17 protein-coding genes are annotated in these 25,348 nt (G+C 38.6%); 9 read left to right on the top strand and 8 right to left on the bottom strand.

The genetic code is table 11. The annotated features are described in order from the left end of the window. Window positions 1–101: 101 nt before the first annotated feature. The 3 genes from N523_RS0104300 (at window position 102) to rlmB (ending at window position 4,244) form a co-directional block, all read left to right on the top strand. The gene (locus N523_RS0104300; protein ID WP_028834424.1) at window positions 102–836 is read left to right on the top strand and encodes an enoyl-CoA hydratase/isomerase family protein; all 735 of its coding nucleotides are present in this window, start codon (window positions 102–104) and stop codon (window positions 834–836) included. Between the two features lie 208 nt (window positions 837–1,044). Continuing rightward, entirely contained in the window at window positions 1,045–3,504 is a 2,460-nt protein-coding gene (rnr, locus tag N523_RS0104295) for a ribonuclease R (RefSeq protein ID WP_028834423.1), read from the top strand. After that, window positions 3,501–4,244 carry a 23S rRNA (guanosine(2251)-2'-O)-methyltransferase RlmB gene (gene rlmB / locus N523_RS0104290; RefSeq protein WP_008112440.1) on the top strand — a complete coding sequence of 248 codons (744 nt, stop codon included), beginning with the start codon at window positions 3,501–3,503 and terminating at the stop codon, window positions 4,242–4,244. Before rnr ends, rlmB begins: the two co-directional genes overlap by 4 nt. 82 nt (window positions 4,245–4,326) lie before the next feature. Here rlmB and N523_RS0104285 read toward each other — a convergent pair whose 3' ends face one another. Both N523_RS0104285 and N523_RS0104280 read right to left on the bottom strand, forming a co-directional pair. After that, window positions 4,327–6,483 carry a TonB-dependent receptor family protein gene (locus tag N523_RS0104285; protein ID WP_028834422.1) on the bottom strand — a complete coding sequence of 719 codons (2,157 nt, stop codon included), beginning with the start codon at window positions 6,481–6,483 and terminating at the stop codon, window positions 4,327–4,329. Window positions 6,484–6,726: 243 nt separating this feature from the next. Further along, a complete protein-coding gene (locus N523_RS0104280; protein WP_008465324.1) occupies window positions 6,727–7,584 on the bottom strand; it encodes a LysR family transcriptional regulator in 858 nt (285 codons plus the stop codon). 126 nt (window positions 7,585–7,710) lie between these two features. On the opposite strand from N523_RS0104280, the gene N523_RS0104275 reads away from it, so the two are divergent. The 4 genes from N523_RS0104275 (at window position 7,711) to gcvP (ending at window position 13,021) form a co-directional block, all read left to right on the top strand. Then, a complete protein-coding gene (locus tag N523_RS0104275) occupies window positions 7,711–8,310 on the top strand; it encodes a hypothetical protein (RefSeq protein ID WP_028834421.1) in 600 nt (199 codons plus the stop codon). Between the two features lie 118 nt (window positions 8,311–8,428). Then, on the top strand, window positions 8,429–9,511 hold the full coding sequence (gene gcvT / locus N523_RS0104270) for a glycine cleavage system aminomethyltransferase GcvT (protein ID WP_028834420.1): 1,083 nt from the start codon (window positions 8,429–8,431) through the stop codon (window positions 9,509–9,511). 76 nt (window positions 9,512–9,587) lie between these two features. Beyond that, window positions 9,588–9,977 carry a glycine cleavage system protein GcvH gene (gcvH, locus tag N523_RS0104265; RefSeq protein WP_008112430.1) on the top strand — a complete coding sequence of 130 codons (390 nt, stop codon included), beginning with the start codon at window positions 9,588–9,590 and terminating at the stop codon, window positions 9,975–9,977. 152 nt (window positions 9,978–10,129) lie between these two features. Then, a complete protein-coding gene (gcvP, locus tag N523_RS0104260; protein ID WP_028834419.1) occupies window positions 10,130–13,021 on the top strand; it encodes an aminomethyl-transferring glycine dehydrogenase in 2,892 nt (963 codons plus the stop codon). Between the two features lie 80 nt (window positions 13,022–13,101). On the opposite strand, the gene N523_RS0104255 is transcribed toward gcvP, so the two are convergent. The 6 genes from N523_RS0104255 to N523_RS0104230 form a co-directional block, all read right to left on the bottom strand. Next, window positions 13,102–14,919, bottom strand: coding sequence for a hypothetical protein (locus N523_RS0104255; protein WP_155949124.1), 1,818 nt, complete (start codon window positions 14,917–14,919; stop codon window positions 13,102–13,104). Between the two features lie 2 nt (window positions 14,920–14,921). Then, entirely contained in the window at window positions 14,922–15,656 is a 735-nt protein-coding gene (locus N523_RS0104250) for a hypothetical protein (protein WP_231485776.1), read from the bottom strand. Beyond that, the gene (locus N523_RS0104245; RefSeq protein WP_028834416.1) at window positions 15,562–21,831 is read right to left on the bottom strand and encodes a hypothetical protein; all 6,270 of its coding nucleotides are present in this window, start codon (window positions 21,829–21,831) and stop codon (window positions 15,562–15,564) included. Before N523_RS0104245 ends, N523_RS0104250 begins: the two co-directional genes overlap by 95 nt. 4 nt (window positions 21,832–21,835) lie before the next feature. Then, entirely contained in the window at window positions 21,836–22,129 is a 294-nt protein-coding gene (locus N523_RS0104240) for a hypothetical protein (protein WP_028834415.1), read from the bottom strand. Window positions 22,130–22,132: 3 nt separating this feature from the next. Further along, window positions 22,133–22,306 (bottom strand): helix-turn-helix domain-containing protein, encoded by a 174-nt coding sequence (locus N523_RS0104235; protein ID WP_028834414.1) that lies wholly within the window; start codon window positions 22,304–22,306, stop codon window positions 22,133–22,135. Window positions 22,307–22,675: 369 nt separating this feature from the next. Further along, complete coding sequence (locus tag N523_RS0104230) at window positions 22,676–24,034, bottom strand: serine hydrolase domain-containing protein (RefSeq protein WP_028834413.1); 1,359 nt, start codon at window positions 24,032–24,034, stop codon at window positions 22,676–22,678. A gap of 189 nt (window positions 24,035–24,223) precedes the next feature. Between N523_RS0104230 and N523_RS0104225 the strand changes: the two genes are divergently transcribed. Beyond that, a complete protein-coding gene (locus tag N523_RS0104225; RefSeq protein WP_036949816.1) occupies window positions 24,224–24,532 on the top strand; it encodes a hypothetical protein in 309 nt (102 codons plus the stop codon). Window positions 24,533–24,706: 174 nt separating this feature from the next. Next, window positions 24,707–25,345 (top strand): hypothetical protein, encoded by a 639-nt coding sequence (locus tag N523_RS0104220; protein WP_028834411.1) that lies wholly within the window; start codon window positions 24,707–24,709, stop codon window positions 25,343–25,345. Window positions 25,346–25,348: the final 3 nt, after the last annotated feature.

Raw genomic sequence — 25,348 nt, 5'->3', positions numbered from 1 at the left:
ACGCTTTATAAATTTCATACAACGTATTACTATTCTATTTATAATTATAAAAGTAATGAAAAGTGCTAAAAGCGCAGCTAAAAGCACTAAATGAGGGTCTAATGACAGCATTAATAGAAATTACCACGCAAGGAAGCACGGCTATCCTTACTATGAATACAGCAGAAAACCGCCATAATCCAACCTTTATAAACGAGTTTAATCAACACCTAGATACGATTGAGGCTAACGAGCATATTAAAGCGGTGGTGCTAACCTCAAGTAGCGATAAAAGTTGGTCGTTAGGCATTGATCTACAGTGGATGGCAAACCCTGACAACACACCACAAATAATTGCCGCTTTCATGAACTCGATAGGTGCCTTGTTTAAACGTATTGTTACTTTTCCTATGCCTATTATTGCCGCGCTAAACGGCCACACTTATGGTAATGGTTCGGTACTGGCGTGTGCCTGTGATTTTAGATTTATGAAATCAGACAAAGGCTTCTTTTGTTTCCCCGAAGTCGATGTATTAGTGCCGTTTGTACCGTCTATGTTTCCGATTATTAATAAAGCGATTAATCCGCAATTTTTTAACCGCTTAGCCATGACAGGCGAGCGTGTTGATGCGCAAAAATTGTTACAGCAAAATGTGGTAGAAGCAATTTTTGCTGATGAGCAAGCCTTGCAAACGGGTGTGTTAGAGTTTGCGCAAAGCTTTAATAAAAATCGCTGGATATACTCTCAAAATAAAAGCCAAATGAACAAACCAATACTCGATGTTATGGCTGCACAAGATGCGGCTTTTATTGAACACATCAGCACGCTATTGTGGAAGAAACTACAGCAAAAGTAAGCTGTTTATATAAAAGTGAGTAAACATCAGCACTGCTATTTTACTCACTTTTAAGCTCTTAAATTAAGTACATGTTAAGCGTTATTTAGTTATATTTTCACAAAATGCAAAAGGTAATAACGCTTTATTAAAAGTTTAATGGCTTTTACCTGTCTCATTGCGAGTATATGAGTTAAAATACTTACATAACCAACTAACAAGATAGTGAATGTCAAACCAAGATCCAAATCTCAGTCGAGAACAAGAAAAGTACGAAAACCCAGTCCCTAGTCGTGAGTTTATACTTACTCACCTGCAAGAGCGTTCCAAACCTGCTAACTACGCACAACTATGTGAAGAACTCGCAGTCAACGATGAAGAACGACAAATAGCATTTAAGCGCCGACTTCGCGCCATGGAGCGTGATGGGCAGCTGTATTTTAATAAATTTAAATGTTATGCCCTGATTGACGAAGCCGGTTTAACCAAAGGCAAAGTAGTCGGTCACAGAGACGGTTTTGGCTTTTTAGAAGTTGAAGGCGAGAGCAAAGATTGGTTTATTGCCAAGCATCAAATGAATATGGTGCTACACGGTGACATCGTTCTTGCCAAAGGCACTAAACGCGGCTCAGGCTCAAAATGCGACGCACGCATCATCAAAGTACTCACTAACGAGCGCGCACCCATTGTAGGGCGTTATTTTGTTGAGCATGGTATTGCCGTTGTTGTGGCTGAAGATCCGCGCATTACCCAAGACATTATTATTCTACCGGGTAACGAAAAAGGCGCGCGTCATAACCAAATGGTGCAAGTGCAAATAACCCAAAATCCAAGCCGTAATATGAATGCGGTAGGTAAAGTTATCGACGTACTGGGCGAGCATTTAGCGCCGGGTATGGAAATTGAAGTTGCGCTGCGTAATCACGATATTCCACACGTATGGCCTGAAGAGGTTGAACAACAAGTTGCCCACTTAGGTGAATTTGTTGAAGAAGCCGATAAGCAAGGTCGAGTTGATTTACGCGGCTTACCGCTTGTGACCATAGATGGCGAAGACGCTCGTGATTTTGATGATGCCGTATACTGTGAGCCTAAAAAGTCGGGTGGCTGGCGCTTATGGGTAGCCATTGCCGATGTATCACATTATGTAGGTATGAACACGCCGCTTAACAAAGAAGCGATAGAGCGCGGTAACTCAGTGTATTTCCCTGAGCAAGTTATTCCAATGCTACCAAAAGTATTATCTAACGGTTTGTGTTCGCTTAACCCAGAGGTTGATCGCCTGTGTATGGTTGCAGAAATGACCGTATCGCAAGAGGGTAAGCTCTCAGGTTATAAGTTTTACGAAGCGGTGATGAACTCACATGCACGTTTAACTTACACCAAAGTAAATGCCATTTTACAAAACGATGAAAAGCTTCGTAAAGAATACGCAGCCGTGGTGCCACATTTAACTGACTTACAGCAAATGTACATGGCATTAAAAGCAGCGCGCCAAGAGCGTGGTGCGATTGAGTTTGAAACACTCGAAACCCGCTTTGTATTTAATGCACAGCGTAAAATCGAATCAATTGTGCCAGTTATTCGTAACGATGCGCATAAGCTCATTGAAGAATGTATGATTTTAGCCAATGTTTCGGCGGCTAAATTACTGGAAAAACACGAAGCCAGTGCACTGTATCGAGTACATGATGAGCCCGATAGCGAAAAGCTGGGTAACTTTACTCAGTTTTTAACTGAGCTGGGGATTGAAAGCACGCTAAGTGATGAACCAACCCCAAAAGAAATTACCCATGTGTTGGCTCGTTTAGGTGACCGCCCAGAGGCTGAACTTATTCAAACTATGCTGCTGCGCTCAATGAAACAAGCGGTTTATCAGCCAGATAACATAGGCCACTTTGGTTTAGCATTATCGGCTTACGCACATTTTACCTCGCCAATTCGCCGTTACCCAGATTTAGTGGTGCATCGTGCAATTAAAGCAGTATTAAAAGCACAAGGGCAGCAAACCTCTGGTGAATACGCTTATAGCGATGATGAAGTCGATCAACTTGGTGAGCAGTGTTCAACTACTGAGCGCCGCGCAGATGATGCCACCCGTGAAGTAGCCGATTGGTTAAAATGTGAATACATGCAAGATCATGTAGGCATGGAGTTTAACGGGGTTATTTCATCGGTTACTAACTTTGGTTTATTTATTCGTTTAGATGACTTACAAATTGATGGATTAATTCATGTTACCAATTTAGGTGATGAATATTTCCAGCATGATGCAGCTAAACATTGCTTGGTGGGTGAACACACACATACGGTTTATCGTTTAGGCGACAAAGTCACTGTACAAGTTGCCTCGGTAAGCTTAGATGATCGTCGTATAAACTTAACGCTTAAAGGCGATGTTGCCCAAGATCGTTATGCGCGTCGTCGTGCACCTAAAAAAAATGCTCCAGCGAGCGTTCGCTCGCAACTTAAAGCCGGTAAAATCCCGGGTAAAAAGTCAGCAAGTGATGACAAAAAGCCAAAGGCGGGTAAAAAGCCTGCCGCAAAAGGCAAATCAGCGAGCAAATCAAAAGTAAAAGCGGATGACACCACCGCTAAGAAAAAAACCAAAAAGAAAGCGGTCAAAAAGCCTAAAAGACCAGGTAAAAATGCCCGTAAACGTAGTAGCCCAGGAGCAAACAATTCGTGAGTAATGAATTAATTTTTGGCTTTCACTCTGTTGAAGCAATTTTGGCAAAAGAGCCAGAGCGTTTTATAGAAATATACGCCCTTAAAGGACGTGATGATAAGCGCTTATCGCCGGTGATTGAGCAAGCGCGTCAGTTTGGTATTTCAGTACAGTTTATGCAACGAAAAGCGCTTGATAACAAAGCGAAAGATGAACAACATCAAGGCATTATCGCCAACGTGAAAGCGGCACGTGTGTTTAACGAAAAAGATCTTGATGAGATCATTGAACGCGAAGACACCCCGTTTTTACTCGTACTTGATGGCATCACCGATCCGCATAATTTAGGTGCCTGCTTACGTAGCGCCGATGCTGCCGGTGTTCATGCGGTGATAGTTCCTAAAGACAAGTCAGCAAAGCTTAATGGCACGGCACGTAAAGTGGCCTGTGGCGCAGCTGAAACAGTACCGCTTATTCAGGTTACTAACCTTGCACGTACATTACGTGAAATAAAAGACGCGGGCGTTTGGGTTGTAGGTACTGCCGGTGAAACCGACACACATGTATTTGATGCCAGCTTAACAGGCCCAATGGCCATTGTGATGGGAGCTGAAGGCGAGGGTATGCGCCGTTTAACGCGTGAGCACTGTGATGTACTCGTTAAAATTCCAATGGCGGGCACGGTTTCAAGTTTAAATGTATCGGTTGCAACCGGTATTTGTTTATTTGAAGTATTACGCCAGCGCGCAGAAACAAATTAAGCCTATTAATTACATAGGCATTAAAAAGCCGAGATTGATTTAATCAACCTCGGCTTTTTTGTACTTTTAAGTTAGCACTTTATTAAAAACTATAAGAGTAACCCATTTGTACTGAGCGTGGCTTACCAGGTTGAATACCGCCATTTGCGCGGTTAGCAATGTAGGTTTTATCAAACAGGTTATCAACGCTTAGGTATACTTTTTGATTTTCATCAATTAAGTACTTAGCAGCTAAATCCCATACAACACGGCTATCAATCGCATTTAAGCCTGAGTCAGAAAGGTCAGCATGTGCATCCGATACGTAACGTATTTGGCTGTTAACAACAAAGTTATTCACTTCGGCACCAAATGATAAAGCAACTTGGTTTTCTGGTACGTAAGGCATTGCATCGCCTTTTTCTACAGAGCCCCAAATTTCTGAATCAAATGTGTTTTTAAACTCTGAATCAGTGTAGGTGTAAGTTAATTTTACTGGAAACGCAACCGATGCAGTATTAAACGTACGACCTGCGCTAAATTCAAAGCCCGATACTTCTACTTCACCGTAGTTGTATTGGTCACCAATGTTATCGTCATTACAACCTACTGATGCAGTACAGTTACCATGCATATTGTCGTAATCAGAGTAAAACGCAATTACTTCACCGTTAAAACCGCCCGCATTAAAACGAGAGCCAAACTCGATGTTGACGCTCTCTTCTTCGTCTTGGTCAGCATTGCCTGGCGCTGCGGGTGCATAACCTTTTTGAATGCCTGCAAGTAACGTTACGTTGTCGTTAAGTGTGTAAGTAGCACCTAAAGACGGTACTAAAATTTCAGTATCGTTAGAGATATCTTTTGTTAAGCCTTGGCTACGAGTTGGATCTGATTTAGCCCATTCTTCACGGGTAATAGTAATGTCTTCATAACGTAGACCTGCACTCACTACTAATGCATCCATTGTCCATTCGTCTTGAATAAATAGGGTGCTTGCTTTTGCGCTGTCTAAGCGATTGCTATTAGAGCCAGGTGCGCCTTGCGAAGTAAGAGTCATGCTTAAATCTTGATTAAGCGTGTATTTGTCTTCCCACTGGAAACGATCCATTTCATCTTCGTGGTAACGTACGCCAACTGTAATGTAGTGATCGCCCGCTGGAATATGTAATTCAGACTGCACACCTTTAGCTTGGTAGTCGCGGTTATTAGCTTTAACACCTATGTTTTCGATACCTTCAGCCGTTGGGTTTGCTTCAAATTCACTGTATTGCTCAAGGTAGCTTTCGCTTACTTTACTGGCTTTGTACCAGTTACGGTGGAAGTCATTTAAGTAAGCGGTTGCTAAAAATTCGTAACCTTCACCAAAGCGGTATGCATAGTTTACTTGGTATGCATTATGACGGGTGTTCATCTCATCATTTTGCGATGCCGCATAACGACGGTTAGGATTTTCTTGGTAATCGGCGTTAGTTAAGCCCATGTACGTTTCGTCTGATGTTTCTTCAGAGTACTTAGCTTTAAACTCAATGTTGTGGGCATCGTTTTCACCAAAGGTATGGCCAAACTTTACCAGTACGTCATTTTTTTCAAAACCAGTGTTGTCATCGCCTACAGGTAATTCTTTAAAACCATCAGCGCCGTAAGAAAACACTTCAATTAAGCCAGCAGTGTTATTTTTTTCTTTAGCGAAGTAAGCGTGACCTTTATAGTAACCATCGCTACCAAGTGCCGCGTCAACCATACCCATAGAGCTATTTGCTTCAGTTGGTAAGCTGCGAGAAAGTAAATTTAATACACCACCGGTAGTGCGCGGGCCATATTTAACTGAGGCAGCACCTTTTAATACTTCAATTGATTCCATACGACCCATAGTTGGGAAGTAATAAGCCGATGGTGCAGAATAAGGAGCCGGTGCAACGAGTACGCCGTCTTCCATTACTGAAATTTTATCGTTACGGCCAGTACCTGTGCCACGCATACCAATGTTAGGACGCAGACCATAGCCGTCTTCTTCTTGAACGTATACACCTGGTACAGATGCTAATACGCGAGAAATATCGGTAAATTCGAATTTTTGCAATTCTTCATCAGAGATAAATGTAGCCGATCCTGGAATATCGTTAATTGCTGCTTGTGAGCCAATAACGGTAATTTGTTCAAAGTTGCGTTCAACGCCGCCGGCATCTTTTGCCATTGCTGTAGCACTTAAAGACAGCGCTACGGCTGCAGTTAACGAGGAAACTAAAAATTTATGTGACATTGATTACCCTAAAAATAGTTCAACTACTAAAATTGGCGTAATTTAAACATGTTAACGAATGAGAATCAATATTATTAAGTTTTAGTTATATTTACATTTGCCGTAAAAATACGCTATTTTTATAACATTTTTAACTAAGTGTTTATTCTAATCTTATAAAATTAGGATAATGTAATGGCTAGTGGCAGTTAATTTAACCTGAACTCTGTGTGGGATAGATTTATTATCCAGAGTTCAGGTTATTTAAGCAGTGGGATAGCCTAAGCGCAGCTTAATAAATTCGGCGAGTTTAAATACCGCGTTTTCAGGTTCGCTGGCGGTTTTTACTAAACTAATACCTATGCTGCCAAGCGCAGGTAAATGTTTAGTGTGTAAGTGATAGGCTAAATCGTTAGGTACGGTACTTTTTGCGAGCACTGTTATGCCTAAGCCTTCTTTTAATGCGGCAATTAAACCGGTTAAATCGGCATTACTGTAAACAATACGATATTTAATGCCTGCTTTTTCAAGCGCCTGAGTTGCTCTGCGTCGGTAAATACAGCCCTCAGGCGCGGTCACTAAGGTTACCGTTTCATTTTGTGCCAGTGATAGGTCGCCCACCCACACTAATTGGTCTTGAATAAAAATAGGGAATTTTTCTGAGTCAAGTTGCTCGTTAAGCGCTAACACTAAATCAAATTGATCTTGGCGCTCATCAGACAGTAGGTGTTTACTTAAACGTGATTTTACTTCAAGTGATACCTCGGGGTAGAGCGCCACAAAATCGCCAATAATGGAGGGCAAAATACGCGCGGCAAATTCGCTAGGGATCCCCAAGCGCACTTTACCGGTTACACTTTCTGAGGTGAACAACTGCAAAATGGCATCGTTATGCTGCACCATTTGTTTAGCCATCGGCAGCAATAACTCACCATATTGGTTGAGTACTTGTCGTTGTCCCTGCTTTTTAAATAATTTATAGCCGAGTAAGTCTTCTAAGCGTTTTACTTGTAAGCTCACCGCAGGTTGCGAAAGGCCAAGTAAATCGCCTGCTTTGGCAAATCCACCAACCTCAACCACCATAACAAAAGTTCGTAAACTGTCGGTTGAAATATTTTTCATATTTAAAATTACTATTTATATGGCTATATATATAAGTATTATTTATCAATTGATAAGTAATTACAATTTGTTGTTGTAAGGCTTGCGCAATATACTTTTGCTATTAAAGATTGATAGGTATTTGTTATGACTTTTAACCCGATTATGTTTGCCCGCCATAGCAACGCTAACAGCGCGGTTATTAATGCCTTACAAGCCGATAGCAGTCACGTTGTTATTGACTTTAGTGGTAGTGAAGCATCGGTATTTTTAAGTGCTATTTTAGGTCATGATCTCACCAAACTTACCGCTAGTGGCTTTGGCTTTAAAGGCACACTGGATGGCGATTTAAATTCTGATTTTAGCTACGCCGTTTACTACTTTAGCGAAACCGCCTTTCGATTTGTACTTCCAGTTAATGCTAGCCTGCAATTACAAGCGCTCATTAACGAGCAGCAGCTTAGATACGATATAGACTTTGTGGTACGCACCGACTTAGCGACCTTTACTTTAAAAGGCGACAATGCATTTGATACCTTAGTTGAGGCATTTAAACTAACCCCAGGGTTACGCCTTGCTGACGCGCAGCTTTGCTATGGCGCGCAAAGTGGCGAAGTGTTTGTTACTGCAGTAGATCAAAACAACGAACAGCAGTTTATTGTTATTGCTAAAACGGCCACGCTTGATAAGTGGCAACAGTATATGCAGCAACAGGGCTTTAGTGTTACCAACACTCAAGCAGCCTAACGGGTAAAAGTTAAAGATTACAATTTGGTAGGCTTATTAATGGCTACCATGTTATTCCCCCTCATTTAATTGAGGCCACGCCCACACACATGGGTTAATTTAAAAGTGAAGGAATATTATGACTTCTAAAACAGTATTACATGCAAAGCACCTTGAAGCCGGAGCAAAAATGGTTGATTTTCATGGCTGGGAAATGCCAATTAACTACGGCTCACAAATAGAAGAACACAACGCCGTACGTAACGATGCTGGTATGTTCGACGTATCACACATGACCATTGTTGATATACAAGGTGAGCAAGCACAAGCGTTTTTACGCAAGCTAGTGGCTAATGATGTTGCTAAGTTAACCGTACCAGGTAAAGCGCTTTACACTGGCATGCTTAACGAGCAAGGCGGCGTAATCGACGACTTAATTATTTACTACTTTAGCGAAACATTTTATCGCTTAGTGGTTAACTCAGCGACCCGTGAAAAAGATTTAGCACATTTAGCTAAGGTGTCGAGTGATTTTGCTGTAACGGTTACTGAGCGACCAGAATACGCCATGATTGCGGTTCAAGGCCCTAATGCACGCGCTAAAACAGCCCAGGTATTAAACGCAGACCAGCAAGCTGCAGTAGAAGGCATGAAGCCATTTTTTGGTGTTCAAGCCGGTGATTTATTTATTGCTACAACAGGTTATACTGGCGAAGACGGTTACGAAATTGTAGTACCAAACGAGCAAGCCGCCGATTTATGGCAGCAATTGCTTGATGCCGGTGTGGCGCCTGCGGGCTTAGGTGCGCGCGACACACTGCGTTTAGAAGCAGGTATGAACCTTTACGGCCTAGATATGGACGAAAGCGTATCACCACTGGCAGCTAACATGGCATGGACTATTGCATGGGAGCCAGAAAATCGTGACTTTATTGGTCGTGATGTTTTGGTAAAACAACGTGCAGAAAAAAGTACTCACAAGCAAGTAGGTCTTATTCTTGAAGAAAAAGGCGTACTACGCAGTGGTTCTAAAGTAATTGTTGATGGTGGCGAAGGTGTTATTACATCTGGCACATTCTCACCAACATTGGGCTATAGTGTTGCATTAGCACGTGTGCCACGTTCAACTGGCGACACAGCTCAAGTAGAAATGCGTAAAAAATTAGTTAACGTAAAAGTAGTTAAGTCGGGCTTTGTACGTAACGGTAAATCAATAATCTAAATAATTTGGTTATACCAATAAATAAGTTAGCCTTATTCATTGGTATTCTCCCAATCTAAACCAAAGGATGAAAAAAATGAGCAATATCCCTAGCGAGTTAAAATACGCACCTTCACACGAGTGGGTTCGTAACGAAGGCGACGGCACTTACACTGTTGGTATTTCTGAGCATGCACAAGAACTGCTTGGCGACATGGTATTTGTTGAATTACCAGAAGTAGGCGACGAAGTAGATGCTGGCGAAGACTGTGCAGTAGCAGAGTCAGTAAAAGCGGCATCAGACATTTACGCGCCAATCAGTGGTGAAATTGTTGCCATTAACGAAGAGCTAGAAGATGCGCCTGAAACAGTAAACAACGACGCATACGGCGACGGTTGGTTATTCCGTATTAAAGCGTCAGAAGAGTCTGAGTTAGATAACTTATTAGACGCTGAAGGTTACGCGCATACAATTGACGAAGACTAATCGTTAATTAATAAAAGCCCCTCTATGTTAAAACATTGGGGCTTTTATGATTAAAGCGCTTATTTTTCCATACAAAGTAAGCAGCTAAATCATCACATATTTTAATCAATACTAGTTACCCATTAGTATTTGGATCATAGGAATCTGGACACATGTCAAACGCCAAATCTCTTGAACAATTAGAGCAAAAGCAAGATTTTATTCGCCGCCATATTGGGCCAAGCCCAGCGCAAGTAAACGACATGCTTAGCGCTCTTGAAGTATCGAGCGTTGAAGAGCTGATCGGTCAAACTGTACCTGCTGGTATCCGTCTTGAGCAAGGTCTTAATATCGGCGAAAGCCGCACCGAAGTTGAAACACTAAGTTACTTAAAATCAGTAGCAAGCAAAAATAAAGTTTTCAAATCGTATATTGGACAAGGCTACCACCCAACTCACGTACCGCACGTAATTTTACGTAACGTACTTGAAAACCCGGGTTGGTATACAGCGTACACACCGTATCAGCCAGAGATTGCACAAGGGCGCTTAGAGTCACTATTAAATTTCCAGACTATGACCCTAGATATTACCGGCCTAGATTTAGCTAGTGCCTCACTGCTTGACGAATCAACCGCTGCAGCCGAGGCTATGGGCCTTGCAAAACGTGTATCTAAAGCGAAAAAAGCCAATGCGTTCTTTATTGCAGACGACGTACACACGCAAACCATTGACGTAGTGAGCACCCGTGCAGAGCAATTTGGTTTTGAAATTATTGTAGGTAAAGCAGCCGATGCTGTGAACCACGATATTTTTGGTGCGTTATTTCAATACCCGTCAACATCAGGCGAAATTGTTGACATAACAGACCTAATAGCTGTCGTACAAAGCAAAAAAGCGATTGCCTGTGTAGCTGCCGATATCATGAGCTTATTACTATTAAAAGCACCAGGTAAATTAGGCGCCGACGTAGTACTGGGTTCAGCACAGCGTTTTGGCGTACCTATGGGTTACGGCGGTCCTCATGCCGCATTCTTTGCAACACGTGATGCGTACAAACGTTCATTACCAGGTCGTATTATTGGTGTATCAAAAGACCGTTTAGGTAACGATGCATTACGTATGGCAATGCAAACCCGCGAGCAACACATTCGCCGCGACAAAGCCAATTCAAACATTTGTACTGCGCAAGTATTACTAGCGAACATGGCTGCGTTTTACGCGGTATACCATGGCCCGCAAGGCTTAAAAACCATTGCACAACGCATTCACCGTTTTGCTGATATTTTAGCAACTGGCTTAAAAGCAAAAGGTGTGGCACTTAAGCACACTACTTGGTTTGACACATTAACAGTAGTTGATGAAAACAAAGCCGACGTGATTGCGCGTGCTGTAGCTAAAGGTGTTAACTTTGCTGCTAACCATGCAGGCGAGTATTCAATTTCAGTATCAGAAACCACAACCCGTGCAGACGTTGCCGAGTTATTTGATATTATTTTAGGCGAAGGCCACGGCCTAAGTGTAGATGCGATTGCCGCTGATGTTGAAGCAAATGGCAGCGAGTCTATTCCTGCAAGCTTAGTGCGTGATGATGAAATTCTAACGCATCCAAACTTTAACAGCTATCACAGCGAAACAGACATGCTTCGCTATATTAAGCGCCTTGAAAACAAAGATTTAGCACTTAATCATTCTATGATCTCGTTAGGTTCATGTACCATGAAACTAAACGCGACCGCTGAAATGATCCCAGTTACCTGGCCTGAATTCGCTAACCTTCACCCATTCTGCCCGCTAGACCAAGCAGAAGGTTACCAAATAATGATTAACGAACTACACGATTGGCTAGTTAACATTACCGGTTACGATGCGGTTTCATTGCAACCAAATTCAGGTGCACAAGGTGAATACGCAGGCTTAATCGCCATTCGTAAATACCACGAGTCACGAGGGGATGCGCACCGTAACGTATGTTTAATCCCAAGTTCTGCGCACGGTACTAACCCAGCATCGGCACAAATGGCCAGCATGAAAATTGTGGTTGTTAACTGTGATAAAAACGGCAACATCGACATGGAAGACTTAAAAGCGAAAGCTGAAGAAGTCTCTGAAAACCTATCATGTGCTATGGTAACGTACCCATCTACCCACGGTGTATACGAAGAAACGATTCGTGAGTTATGTGAAATTGTTCACCAGCATGGTGGCCAAGTTTACATGGATGGCGCAAACATGAACGCGCAAGTAGGTGTTACTAGCCCAGGCTTTATTGGCTCAGACGTATCGCACTTAAACTTACACAAAACCTTCTGTATTCCACACGGCGGCGGTGGCCCAGGTGTTGGCCCAATTGGTGTTAAATCGCACCTTGCGCCATTTATGCCAAACCACAGCGTAATTAACGTACCAGGTACTAATGAAGGAAATGGTGCAGTATCGGCAGCGCCTTACGGCTCTGCAGCTATTTTACCTATTTCATGGGCTTACATTGCTATGATGGGCTCTGAAGGCTTAAAACAAGCGACAGAAATGGCGATTGTAAATGCTAACTACCTAAGCAATGAGCTTAGCAAGCACTTCCCAATTTTATACCGTGGCCGTAATAATCGCGTTGCTCACGAATGTATTATTGACCTACGACCATTAAAAGAAGCATCAGGCATTACTGAAATGGACGTTGCTAAGCGCTTACAAGATTACGGTTTCCACTCACCAACAATGTCGTTCCCAGTAGCGGGCACATTAATGATTGAGCCAACTGAATCTGAGTCTAAGGGCGAGATTGACCGCTTTATCGAAGCGATGGTATCGATTAAAGGTGAAATTGATAAAATCATTTCAGGCGAATGGTCTATCGAAAACAACCCACTGGTATTTGCACCACACACACAAGCTGATGTGTTAGGTAATGAATGGGACCGCGCGTATGACCGTTTTTACGCTGCATTCCCAGTGCCAGCAGTTGCTAAAGACAAGTTCTGGCCAACGGTTACGCGAATCGATGACGTATATGGCGACCGTAATTTAGTATGTGCATGTCCTCCGATTGAGACATACCGCGACTAATTTTTGAACTGTGTCTGGATGTATAAAATTCAGACAATGTATATAAAAATAGACAAACTCCGGTTTGTCTATTTTTTTGCTTAAATTCCTATACCTACAGAAGATATAATATGTTCATTGATCGAAACCGAGCGTTTAATGTGTGCGGGTCCATCAAATGCTTTAAAGTGCTTAAACCTTTCATCTTCTAAATACTCATCAATAATTTTACAAGGCTCAGATAGAGGTAAACTTTTTTTCTTTTTCCCATAACTTTCTTGGAAGCTATACTTGTAATTATCATATCTTTCTTCTGTAGCACTTCTACCTGTTAGGATTTTTCTGAAGGTATGTAAATCATAAACCATAATCCCTTCTTGTAATTGCATGAAGTCTAAAGAGCCGATGTTATGAACTAAAGTAGGAACTAGATTATTAATATCTGTTTTAGTTAAACCTTTCTTGATTAAATACTCTTGAGTTTCTGGATACTTACTTAAAATTTGTTTTAGGTTTTCAAGTTGAAGAACTCCTTTGTTCAATTTTGAATTTTTAGTAGCAAGCATCCTTAACCAAAAAGATAAGCCTGACTGTTTAATACTCGTTACATGTTTCAATTGAACTGCATATACAGATGAAGTTGATAAATCTCGAATGAAAAAATCTATATCCAACCTTTCTGACGATGGTTTATTTTGACCATAATGTTCAGGTTTTAACTCAAAATCCAAAACCTGAAGATGTTCTTGTGATTGAAGATGATCTAATAAATATTTTTTTTGTTGGTCTTCTAATTCGTTATGCCAAGTTTCACCAAGTTTAACTTTAGCGAAGTACTCTGTTTGCTGAATTAGCCCTCTAATTTGATTTACAGGGCCTAGGATTAAACCTTCTTTTGATATTTCAAATAACCTGTCTTCAGACTTATTGGAATATTGAAAGTCTTTTATAAGTTCATAAGTTTTAAGCATTCCTGTTCTTTTTGGATTTGCTTTGATGTATTTTTTTATATCGGATTTTCTAAAAGGTCGGGTATTTGATTTAATTGAAGAGTAATAAGTTACATTTACAATTATAAATATTAAATCAGCTATTTCGTCGAAAAGAACTTGCACGATTCCATCTGCACCGATTCTCCAATGTTGAGGTATTAAAGATAATACTCTCATATGCAAATTTTGAAACTCGTCTCTGTCCATCTTTTCTAATAGGTTTGGAGAAAAGGTTAACTCAGCTAGCTTATTTATTGATTGAATAGATGCGTCCACAGATGATTTTTCAAATACATCACCAAACCACACATTTCTTAATTGTATTTTATTTTTAGCTTGAAAAACAAACTCATTGTTGTTTTTTTTTACCTCAACAACTCCTAGTAATGTTAATGCGATATGTTCAGATAACCAGCAACAGTTTATTAGTTCAGAGATTGCCTCGGGCATGGATTTGAGCTTTTTCTTACATATACTTAGCCCATTTAAATTTTCACAAATGTTATAATTCATCTCTTTATACAATAAATCATCTTCTATTTTTTTTAGATCATTTGGGGCTCCGTTTATTAAGGTTGAACGTATTTTTACAAAACGTATTAGTTCATCATCTATGACATTATTAAGTTGTCTAATATCTTTAGAATCAGAATTATTTAATATGATAGAATCTTGAAAAAAGTTATGTTTTTCGTGTAGTAAATCAATAAGCTCGAATAATACTGTATTCCCTTGATTTAAACCTTTAACTCTTTCGACATTATTTAATTGTGCAAAGTACTTCAATGGATACTTCAAAAGTGTTGACGCAGTGTTTAACTCTTTAATTTGACGTGTGTCGAACAAAGGTATAGTAGCGGTAGGACAGAAGAGACTTTTAAAATGACTAATAAAGTATTTTTTGATCAATGATAAGTATTTATTCAAAGTTAACATCCGTTTGTTTTAGTTTTTTGAATTTCAATCTCAGTATTAAACTTTTCTATAAACATATCGCAAATAGATTTGAGGGCTTCAACTTTTTCTATTTTTGATTCAATTGCTTTTATTTGATTTTCTTTTGAATTAGCTTCATCATCAGAGACAAAGCTGAGCATTATCCTTATATCTTCACCTGAGTCTTCAGGTGCTAGCTTTAGTATCTCTCTCGATTTCTCAGTAATAGCTACTTCCGCAGCTGACTTAAAGCTTTCTGAAACTAACTCCTTTGCTATTTTGTCAATAGAAATGGCTATATCAACCCATTGTTTACTTTCCGCTGTTTCTTCAGGCTCTATCTGATGATTAAATTGTGAAAACTCGTTGAAGTACGGTTTTTGCGACGAGTTATCTAACCTTGATAGCCCCCTAAAAACAGAGTCAAATTCGCTAAATGGGTTAATACCTCTAGGTAGCTCAGAGCGATGATGCCAAAGCTTGAAAATTGCATCTACACACTTTTTTTCAGCTACGTCCTTTTCATCACCTTGGCTGTGTTCTGTCTTGTGAATGTTTTCAGCAATATAATGAACTAACCAACGGGCTGGAGTATTACATTCAATCTCCATGCCTAGCTCAGTAATGATAGCTTTACCTAAGTTGATAACTTCTTGATTGGTAATCTCTGACGACTCCATCTTTTGAGATTGTATACAGGTTACAATATGATTTTGGGTATTTGACACTATCTGGTAACTCCTTATCGGTAGTTGTGCTGCGACGGTTAATTGAAACTTTAAATATGAGTGATGAGTCAGTTTTAACGCATAATTTCTGTACTTCCCCTAAGGAGATATAGAGCCTATTTCCTTCTCGAATAGTGCCCTCATTATACGGGGAATGAGAACCCGTCCACGTTTCAGAGAAGCCTTGAGAATCGCCCTCATTATCCATGTATTTTCTGGTAAGTAAGCAATAATTCAAATTGAGCAATTCTTCATGTTCTTTACTTATTTTTCGTGTTGGAAACTTTAATTCTCCTGCGTAAGGATCTATTTCATCAAGTTTTTTATATCCTTCGGGTTCAGCCAACCAGCCTTTCATTTTAAAACCAGGGTCATCTAATTCAAACTCTTCTTCGTTATAGTTAGGCAGCTTGTAATCATTCGAGCCCTTACATGTTACTAGAGCTTTTAATAACGAAGTTGAGTTTTTAACTGATACTAGAGCGCTAGAAATACTATAGGTTTCGTTATTACCCATGCCATCGTTATCAGACCACGATCCATTAACACAGATATATGTTCTGCCACCTTTACTTAATAGTAGTCCTTCAAGAAAGTCATTGTATTCAAGTTCCCATTTCCATGTATCAGTAGCTTTTTCATTAAGCCATTTTCGTCTTACCAAAGGAGCAGGATCTCTTAAGTCTGCAAGGAAATATCCATTATCCATTGATAAAAGGTAGCTAGAAAGCCAGTCTGCCCAAAGGTCATCTTCCCAGTCATATTTACCTTCTACTACTGGAAGCTTTTTAAATAATCTTGATGCCATTGTGAAAATAACGTGATATCCCAAGTAAAAATCATATGGTTGAGTTGGTGGTATATCACTGTGCCTTGAATGTGTTTCTTTGTGCCTATGATTTCTTGTATCTCTAATAAACCGTTCATCTGGAGCAACTCCCCACTCATTTACAACAATACTTATGGCTGTCTTCCTTAATTCTTTAACAGAGACATTAAATATGCTTGCTAATGGTTTAAGCCAGTATTCTTGGAAGTCTATAAAAAATGAAAGCTCGGGTAGTTCTTTATCAAGAGAAACGATATTAGCCGCTTCAAAGTTATTAGCATCTTTAGGTATATTTTTATTGAACAGGCTAACTGCCACAGTGTTTAATTTTTCTATTTCTTCAGCTGTATAAGTGTCATTTTTTTCTTGTAATAGCTTTCGGGCAACCTTATCTGAATAGTGCTCTAATAAAATGTGATCAGCGTTTAGGGCTTGGTCTAGAAAGAAGTCGCTATGTTTTAGCAAAGGTAGTGGGTTTGATTGAGTTCCTCTATATATCGCAATCATAAAATATAATTGTGCGTGAAACTTATAAAATGGAAAATCTATTGAACCGAAGGCACCTATATCATTTCGGTGGAACATAGCAATCATTGCATCAATGGCTTCATTGCAGTTAAGTTCTACTAGACGATAGACTATGTGGACAGCTTCCCAACGAATTTTTGATGTGGGGTTAGCTAATACTGACCAAATAAATGAGGCGTAAGATTCGGTATTATTTTCAGTGGGAATAAGTTCTTTCGACCAATCTCCATCAGCATCACTTTCATCAACGTGCAGTTCGACCCTGTCTAAAGCGTAAGCTAGAGCTTCTTTTGCTTCGGAAGGAGTTAGTTGTTGTGATAGTACTGTAATAACAGAGAAAATAAATTCAGCATCATCAAAGTCGCTTTTATTTTCTAATGCTTTTATTACACCTGGGAGCCTTAGTTTTGAAAAATCTGTTTCTAGTGTAAATCGTGAAGTAGAGTGCTCAGGCCACCAGGGGTTTGAGACGGTACTTGCGTTTAATTGTACGTAAAGATCAAAGCCTTTTATCCATACCTCTTTTACTCCCTCTCGTTCAAACCACTCTTTCGGTGTATTTTCCAAAGCATTTAATAGTTCGAAGCTGGAAGAAAATTTGCATTTTAATATTGCATCAACAACGTCTGCTGCTGAAATTATAGAAGCTCTGTCATATAGTTGACTCCAGAAACATTCATCAAAACTCTTATCTTTTAGGGCTTTAAAACTTGCTAATGATGCTTCAATAGATTCTGAACCTATAAAGCTGTTATTCGATTTGAATACTGAATTCCAGTCTACAGGCTTGTACGTCTTATCAGTGACATGAGAGCTATGAGTAGGTTCTAGAGCATGTTCATTAAAATCTATAATAGCGTCATCAAGAGCCTGGGAGGATATAGCAAATTCAGCACCAGTATTTTTTATGAGTGATAGTGCTGATTTTGACAACCCTTTAATTAAAGCTTGCTGAACTGCATCATTAAAAATTACTTCTCGTAGTTCTGGGGTTTCAGATTTCTTAATACATCGACTAAAAAATTCTGCATAACTAGTGTTATCAATTAATCCCTGAGCTGCCCATGCTTCTTGGCTGCTCAATGTATTAGCTGATATAGATTGCTCTAGTACAGTATCTTCAAAAGGTCCCCAGTAGGTGACTTCTCTGTCTAACCATCTAGCCATTATTGCAAATGATGAAGGAGCATCCATATCATGAATAGCTCTCACTGTACGTTCTAGCGGGAAGTGGTCAGACATATACTCATAGAAGGTTTCTGTACTTCTAGCAAATCTGTATGTCAATTCAGGAGAACAGTCACTTTCAGCACTTTTCTCTGCCAAACTCAAAATCGCAAAATGTCTATGTAAGGCTTCATTACCAAATTTAGATACTGCCTCTATAGCTTTGTTGAAATACTTTGCGGATTGTTTGGGTGCTAATGAACAAGTTGCATTGGCGATATCTATATAGGATTCTGAAATGCTTTCAGGACTTTCATTTTTGTTATTTGAGGTGTTGATTAATGCGGTTTCGTAAAACTCAGATAGGTAATTAAGATTTTTAACTCTACAACTATAATATAGGCCATTGAGCAAGCAACTATAAGGTGCATCGTCAATAATGTTTGTGAGTAATTGTGTTTGCAATGACTTCTCTATGTCACTGGCCCAAAATATACTTCTCTGTTTTCGACTTTTGACAAAATCTGGAATAAAATTCTTGCGCTCATATGCTTGAGGTAAGTACTTTCTAATTCCATCAAATACATCGTTATATTCTAATTCGAAGTTTTCTACACGGTTAGTTCTAGAGCGTATAAGGAAACGTTGTGCTGGCATCATGGCTGACAGTGTTTTCTTATAATTTTCTTTTTCTTCTTTTTGCTTGTAGCTTAAATCATCGGCTAAAAACTCATTAGGGAAAATTTGATTTTCGGGAAGCGATTTACCTGTCAACTCTTCTAAGAGAGCTGCTATTCCAATGAACTCTAATAGATCATCATTATGATATGTGGTCGGGTTGGCATACCAAGCTTTTGGCTCTAATTTTACTTGTCTAATCAGTAAGTTTTTTAATCTAGCATTGTCGTAACTAGAAGCGAAACAACATTCGATAAATATTAGTAAATCTAGAGTTGAAATGCTGATATTAGCTTTTTCATTTCGTTCACCTGTTGGATTCTCAATGTTTATTAAACAGCTCTGAGAAATTTCTTCATCTACAGATTGTTGTACTAAAAATAGCGAATTTATAAAGTTAATACATACATAGCTATGTTCTTGAGAGTAGAAGGCAAGCTGTTTTAAATCTTCAAACCTAGAAGTATCGAGTAAGTTATTCGTAAAAGTAGCTATAGCGTTTTGAACAGCTTGTGTAGGAGCAAAACTTAATATTCGATTAACTACTTTTTCAGGACCAAGTAGGTTTAAGTAGACAGTAAAAAGCAAGGCAACATCTTCAGCAGAAAGATTTTCCTCATGCCTTTTTTGTTTATCTTTTGCTATTGATTTTAGGTAAGTATTTAACCAGTTTTCTGCTGCTCTTAGATAACTTAGTGCTTCGCCTTTAAATTCCCCATGCAACGATAGCAGTGCAGATTTGTAAAGATTTTCAGACCCCTTCCATCCCCCAGATAATCGCCCTTGAAACGCTAATTTTTGAATTTCGGTAGGCGATTGAACCATACCAATTAAGGTGACATTTTGATTTAGTAATTCTATTTGCCTTTGGTCACCAGCGAACTCTTCTCCAGTTCTCAATGCTAACTTAATAAATGAAAAATAATCTTCCAGTTTTATGGCTGATTTCAATGCAGCATTCAGTCGTGATGTACTGATGCTTCTAGCGTCCACTGGATTGCCTTTAGGCAAGAATTCTTCTGAAAGTGCTAGCTCTATTAAGTCCTCGTGATTTCCCCCAGCCAACATTAGGTAGGGTAAACATTCAGATACGTAGCTGTTTGTATTTGCTATTTCTTGTATATTTGCTACAAACTCTTTAGCTAGCTCAGATGTTGAAGCAAACTGTTTCCTAAACCATGTTTCAGTTGGTTCGTCTTTAAACTGAATACACTTATCGATTAATATTAAACCACGACCAAAATCACTTATGAAGCTTGCAATTTCGTCTTCAGAAAGATTAGAGAGTTTTGATATAACGTCTATGGGAATAAATGGAGGTAAACTAGCTAAAGCTGTACAAATTAGATCGATTTTTAAGCCTTCTGTGGCGGTATTTTTATTTTTTAGTCTTTCAATTGCATTATTTAGCTGAACCTCTATTTGAGCGTCTACAGTGGTTAGGGTTGGTCCTAAGTTTTGTAGCATATCATTCAAAGATACAGGAAACTCTTCTATAGCGTATGCTTGAACACGAGGATTACCTCCTGATAAACGGTGAAACTCTTTGGCATGCTCTTCTGTTGCATCCGAATAATAATGTTTTAAATGAGCGAATGACTCACTTTCAGAAAATTCTCTTAATTCAAATTGAACAATTTCGTTTCTGGGCTCTAGCAATTCAATTCGCTCGGTTCTGCACAATGCAATAACAGTACAGCCATCAATCATTAAATCATTTAGTAACTGAGTAACAATTGAATTTTCAGCTTTTTCCTTAGCAGCCATGACCGCATTATCTGCGGCATCTATAAAAATATATAGATGTGCCTGTGTATTTGCTCTTTTTAAGCATTTCACTGAGGATTCTATGCAAGAAATAAACTCTTGAATTAATCGCTCTATGTTTTTTCCGTTTGCAATTAGAGGTTCGCATAGACCATTAATTGCTAATTCATTAGCGACTTGAACTAATAGTTTATCAAAAGAGTGTCTTGGGCTGTTAATTGAACGATAAAGGCCATCACCGAAGCAATCGTAAACAATTGAGTGAGAATGAGAGGGGATTATTGTATTGGCTAGCCTAGCCATTACTGTTTTACCAACTCCGCCACGAGCATGAATTACCGAGTTTTTGTTTTCGGTTAGTATTGATTGTAAAATTGACTCTTGGTGGTTTCTCAGCTTACTTGGTATGGAGGCTTCAAATTTTGGAGGTGATGGGAATATATCATTATAGTGCTCTGCACCAAATCTCACTTCTAAATCATGGCGTTTTATTGTTAAAAAGTCATTTGATGACACTTCTGATAGCAGCTTTATAGCAAACGCCTTCGTTAGCTCACTTACATGATCTAAATTATCAGGAGATATATAAGACGCCGCATTATTATTTTTTAACACATCTAAGGTCAAATTAGTGAATATATTATTTAATAAAGTAATTTTAAAACTTGTAAAAGAATCTTTCTCTTTATTAAAGTGCTTTGGATTAAATTCGCCTGTTATTGCCTTCCTATAAAAATCTATAACAGGTTTTGAAATCACTTTATTGCAAATTATTTTAACAGTAAATTCTGGCTTAATATCTTTATAAATATTTGAAATAATGGCTTTTAGATCTTTCTTATCAATTTCTCCACTAGCACCTTTGAAGTAGAGAAAGCGTATATTTTTAGCTTCTTCATTTAATACAACGACGCTAAAATTTACTTTATCTTGAATAAATTTAAGCTTTAACTTTTCTCTAAGTTCTTTAGTTGGTGATAGTAACTCTAAGCATTGGAGGGTTGCCCAAAGTAATGTGACTTTATTCTGACAATTATCAAATATACTGGCTTGGGATAAGAAGGTGTTTTGTTCAAATGATTTGTGATCAATGTTAACTTCTGCATTAATGTCTCCAGTTAAAATTGGAGCATTGTTAGTCCCACCAATAGCCACACTCCTATTTTTAGCAATGACTTTTATTTTATTAAAAAATAGAGAAAACAAAGAATCACCCCTCAGCAATAAAAGCTAAGTAAGTAACATATAAAGTTGCGGCACTGATTATAAGCATTATGAGGTTAGCAATATTAGCCAAAATGCTTAAAACTCCAGAACGCTTAGTGTTGATATCTCCTGTCATTATTGTGCCGTTTGAATTCCCCCCTAGACTAACGCTTCTATTTGATGAGAATATCTTTGTTGTTGTGCTTTTTAAACTGAAGATAAAAACAATCAAACCTATGGCTGCAACTACAATTGCCAGTGTTTGATTTTGATTTATCCAATTTAATATCTGTTCCATTATTTATTTCCTTTTTTGCTCTTCAATCCAGTGTTCAATATCTACACGTTTAAAACGCCAGCTACCGCCGACTTTAAAGCCGGGAAGTTTACCTTCGCTAGCTAATCGGTAAGCCGTTTTTTCATTGAGTTTTAAATAGATCGCTAACTCTTGAATAGTGAGTATATCGTCAGCCATTCACAACGTCCCCTAATTTAGATTAATCCTATCATATGAGAAAATTGAGGAATTGGAAAGGCAATCAAATTAATAGGTCAAAATTATTTTTAAACAATTAATTTAGCCTGGCTTTTTACGTTATTTAAGAAACAAAAGGGGTCACCCATTAGAAAGCTCCGGTCAAGCAGGCAGCTGTGTTTCCTTGAACTTTTTATTCAAAAACCAAGTGTTCTTATTACTTAAACTCAATTTAAATATGACTATGCATCCAGTAATGACGTTGATTGGTGAGAATATGCACCAGTCACCCATGTGAGATCCAAGGTGCCAATTTTGACTTCAGACATTAAAAATAGATAAATCAGAATAGGTGTCATTATAATTATCTTAAATTTTAATTGCCTCAGTTGGTGTGGTTGATAACCCACTAAAATATTTCATTATTAATTTCCCTTGTCTGTTTTTTTCAATGACTAAATAGTTATTTGAATTTGGGTAGTAAAAACTATTTTTAGACATAGGGATTAGCTTTATTTTATTTCCACCTGTGCGCTGAGAATATAAAACGTCATTTTCATAAATTAGGCTGCGAGAAGTATTTTTATTAATACGGTAATCGCCTAAAACGGGTGATAGTTGCTGCGTTGTTACATTTACGCTTTTAAATTTTGGTAGTTCTATACCTAGTACTTTAGCTGTGAGTTTTTCGTTTATAAAAATAGGGTTTATATGGTTTGAATTAGCGAGTACAGCTACGTATAGTTTTTGCTCGGGTATATAGCGTGCATGTGCTAAAAAGCCATTTATTCCACCGGTGTGTTTAATTACCGTATAGTCATTAAAAGGCTTAATAACTAGGCCGTAACCGTAGGGTGAAAAACTGCCGTCGTTGAGTTTAAAAGGGCTGACCATCTTCTCATAACTTGCTTTACTAATAAGCTTGCCAGACGATAATGCACTAAACCAAATATTTAAGTCAGTTGGAGTAGATATAAGCGCCCCTGCGGCATAGGGCCAATCCATATTAATATAACTTGTGTTTATAAAGCCTTGCTCTGTTTGTTCATATCCAGCTGCGCGGTGAGTAACAAGCTCTTGCCCTTCGTAGCTACTTTGTGTCATCCCCAGTTTTTTAAAAATATTTTGTTCAACGAACTCCTTATAAGATTGCCCGCTTGCTACTTCAACTATTTTACCAAGTAGTGAATAACCTGTATTTGAATAAGCCATTGCTTCGCCTGGTTTAAAAACCATGGGGTGCTTGGCAAAACGTGCTAGCGTATCATCAACACTTGCAGGTACTTGTATTTCTTTATCGAACAGGTCGTCGTCATCGGTATAATTTGCTATTCCCGATGTGTGGGTCAGTAAGTTTTCTATTGTGACGAGGTTGCCCTCAGTAGGAAAGCTTGGAACATACTTATGAATATCGTCAGAGGTTAATAATTTACCTTGCTCTTGCAGCATCATAATTGCAGCAGCGGTAAACTGTTTTGAAATAGAACCTAACCGCAAAACACTTTGATTGGTTAGTGCAATGTTGTGTTCAAGGTTGGCAAGCCCTCGGGTTCCTTTAAAAACCGTTTTTCCATTTTTACTTATTATCACCGACACACCAGGCTCACTGGCTGAAAGAGTATTATTAAGGATTTGCTGGTACTGTAAAGCTGTATGCTTTGCTTTAGCTTGATTGGGTATTAATAGAGTAAGAGCTAATAAGCAGCTTGTGTAAAATGGCTTAATCATGTTCATCCTTTAATTTTTATATCAAGTTCGCTAATGAGCAGGCGTTCCTTGCGCTTTATAGTGAGTTAATATTGCACAGCTAAAAAGTAAACACAATTAATGACGCTTTTAAGTGCTTAGTACTGATTAATAAGTACAATAGTTAAAATTTATTTATTTTAATTTTATATTTACAAGGAAGTTGTTTATATGAGTGATGTAACGCCATTTTTATATATTGCTGTTATGGCTTTTTATTTTTTACACAAAAACGAAGAAGGTAAAATACTAGTACCGATCGTTGCTTTTGCAGCAATACCGTTATTTAGTAACGATTACTGGCTGTGGTTTAAAGTGAGTATAGGGCTGAGCATCTATGTTTTAATGGTAGAAAAAGCTAAGGCCGGATATACCGGAGGTGGAGCCGTTTCAGCATTCGCTATGTTTTTTATAGGGGCTTATATAGTCAGTATTGTTATTAATACAGTTATATCCGTAATGGCTAATGGCATTTTTTAATTGTTACTATAGTTCACAGAGGCATAAGAAGGTGTGCATAACGCTTTTTTCTAATACTCATATAAGGCGTGCTTAGTTTTATAAGTTGACAACAAATCTTTACCGAAAAGTTGATTTAAATTAGCTTAATTAGTATCATTTTAGACACAGGAACACCACAACAAGGAAGAGTTGATGAAATCACCTTATGTAACAGAACAATATAAATCCGATCCTATTGGTTTTTTAATTAATATCTTAGATGCTAGAAAAATTGAAAATAAGATTAGGAGCGAAGATGATATCTTGCCTATATTAACTGGCCTAGTTGCCTATAGACAGTTAAGTCGCTATAAACAGTCACAGTTAAATGCCGCAATTTTAGCAATAAAAAGTGGACCAGTTAAAGAGCATCTGTATGGACTTGTCGCACAGTTAGCATTTAATCCAAAGTGGTTTAGTTGGAGTTTGAGTGACAAAGAATTAAGAGACTTTTTTGAAAATAATAAAAACTTAGCTAAAGCAACTGCTGTTTTAGGTGTAGCTTCCGCAGGAAAAAGTGTCCCTGACATTTTAGAATCGCTTTTAAATATAAAAAAGACTGGTGTTAAAGCTGCGGCTAAAGATGCAATAGTGAAAGCCTCTAAAAGTGAAGTAGGTAAAGCCGCCGCTTCACAATTCACTAAAAACTCAAAAGTCCTTACTGGAAGTAGCTATGCAGCGGCATATGTAACTGTTATTTCGACTTTTTTGTATTACTGTTCAAGCAAAAATGAAGCGGCTGCAAAAAAGGAGTTAATCTTGAGAGGTTTAATTAAACTGGAAGATATTTAAATG

The sequence above is a fragment of the Pseudoalteromonas sp. 23_GOM-1509m genome (assembly GCF_000518425.1).
In the GTDB taxonomy this organism is placed as follows: domain Bacteria; phylum Pseudomonadota; class Gammaproteobacteria; order Enterobacterales; family Alteromonadaceae; genus Pseudoalteromonas; species Pseudoalteromonas tetraodonis.
The sequence above is the reverse complement of the archived record's forward strand: the minus strand, read 5'-3'. Positions and strand labels throughout refer to the sequence as shown.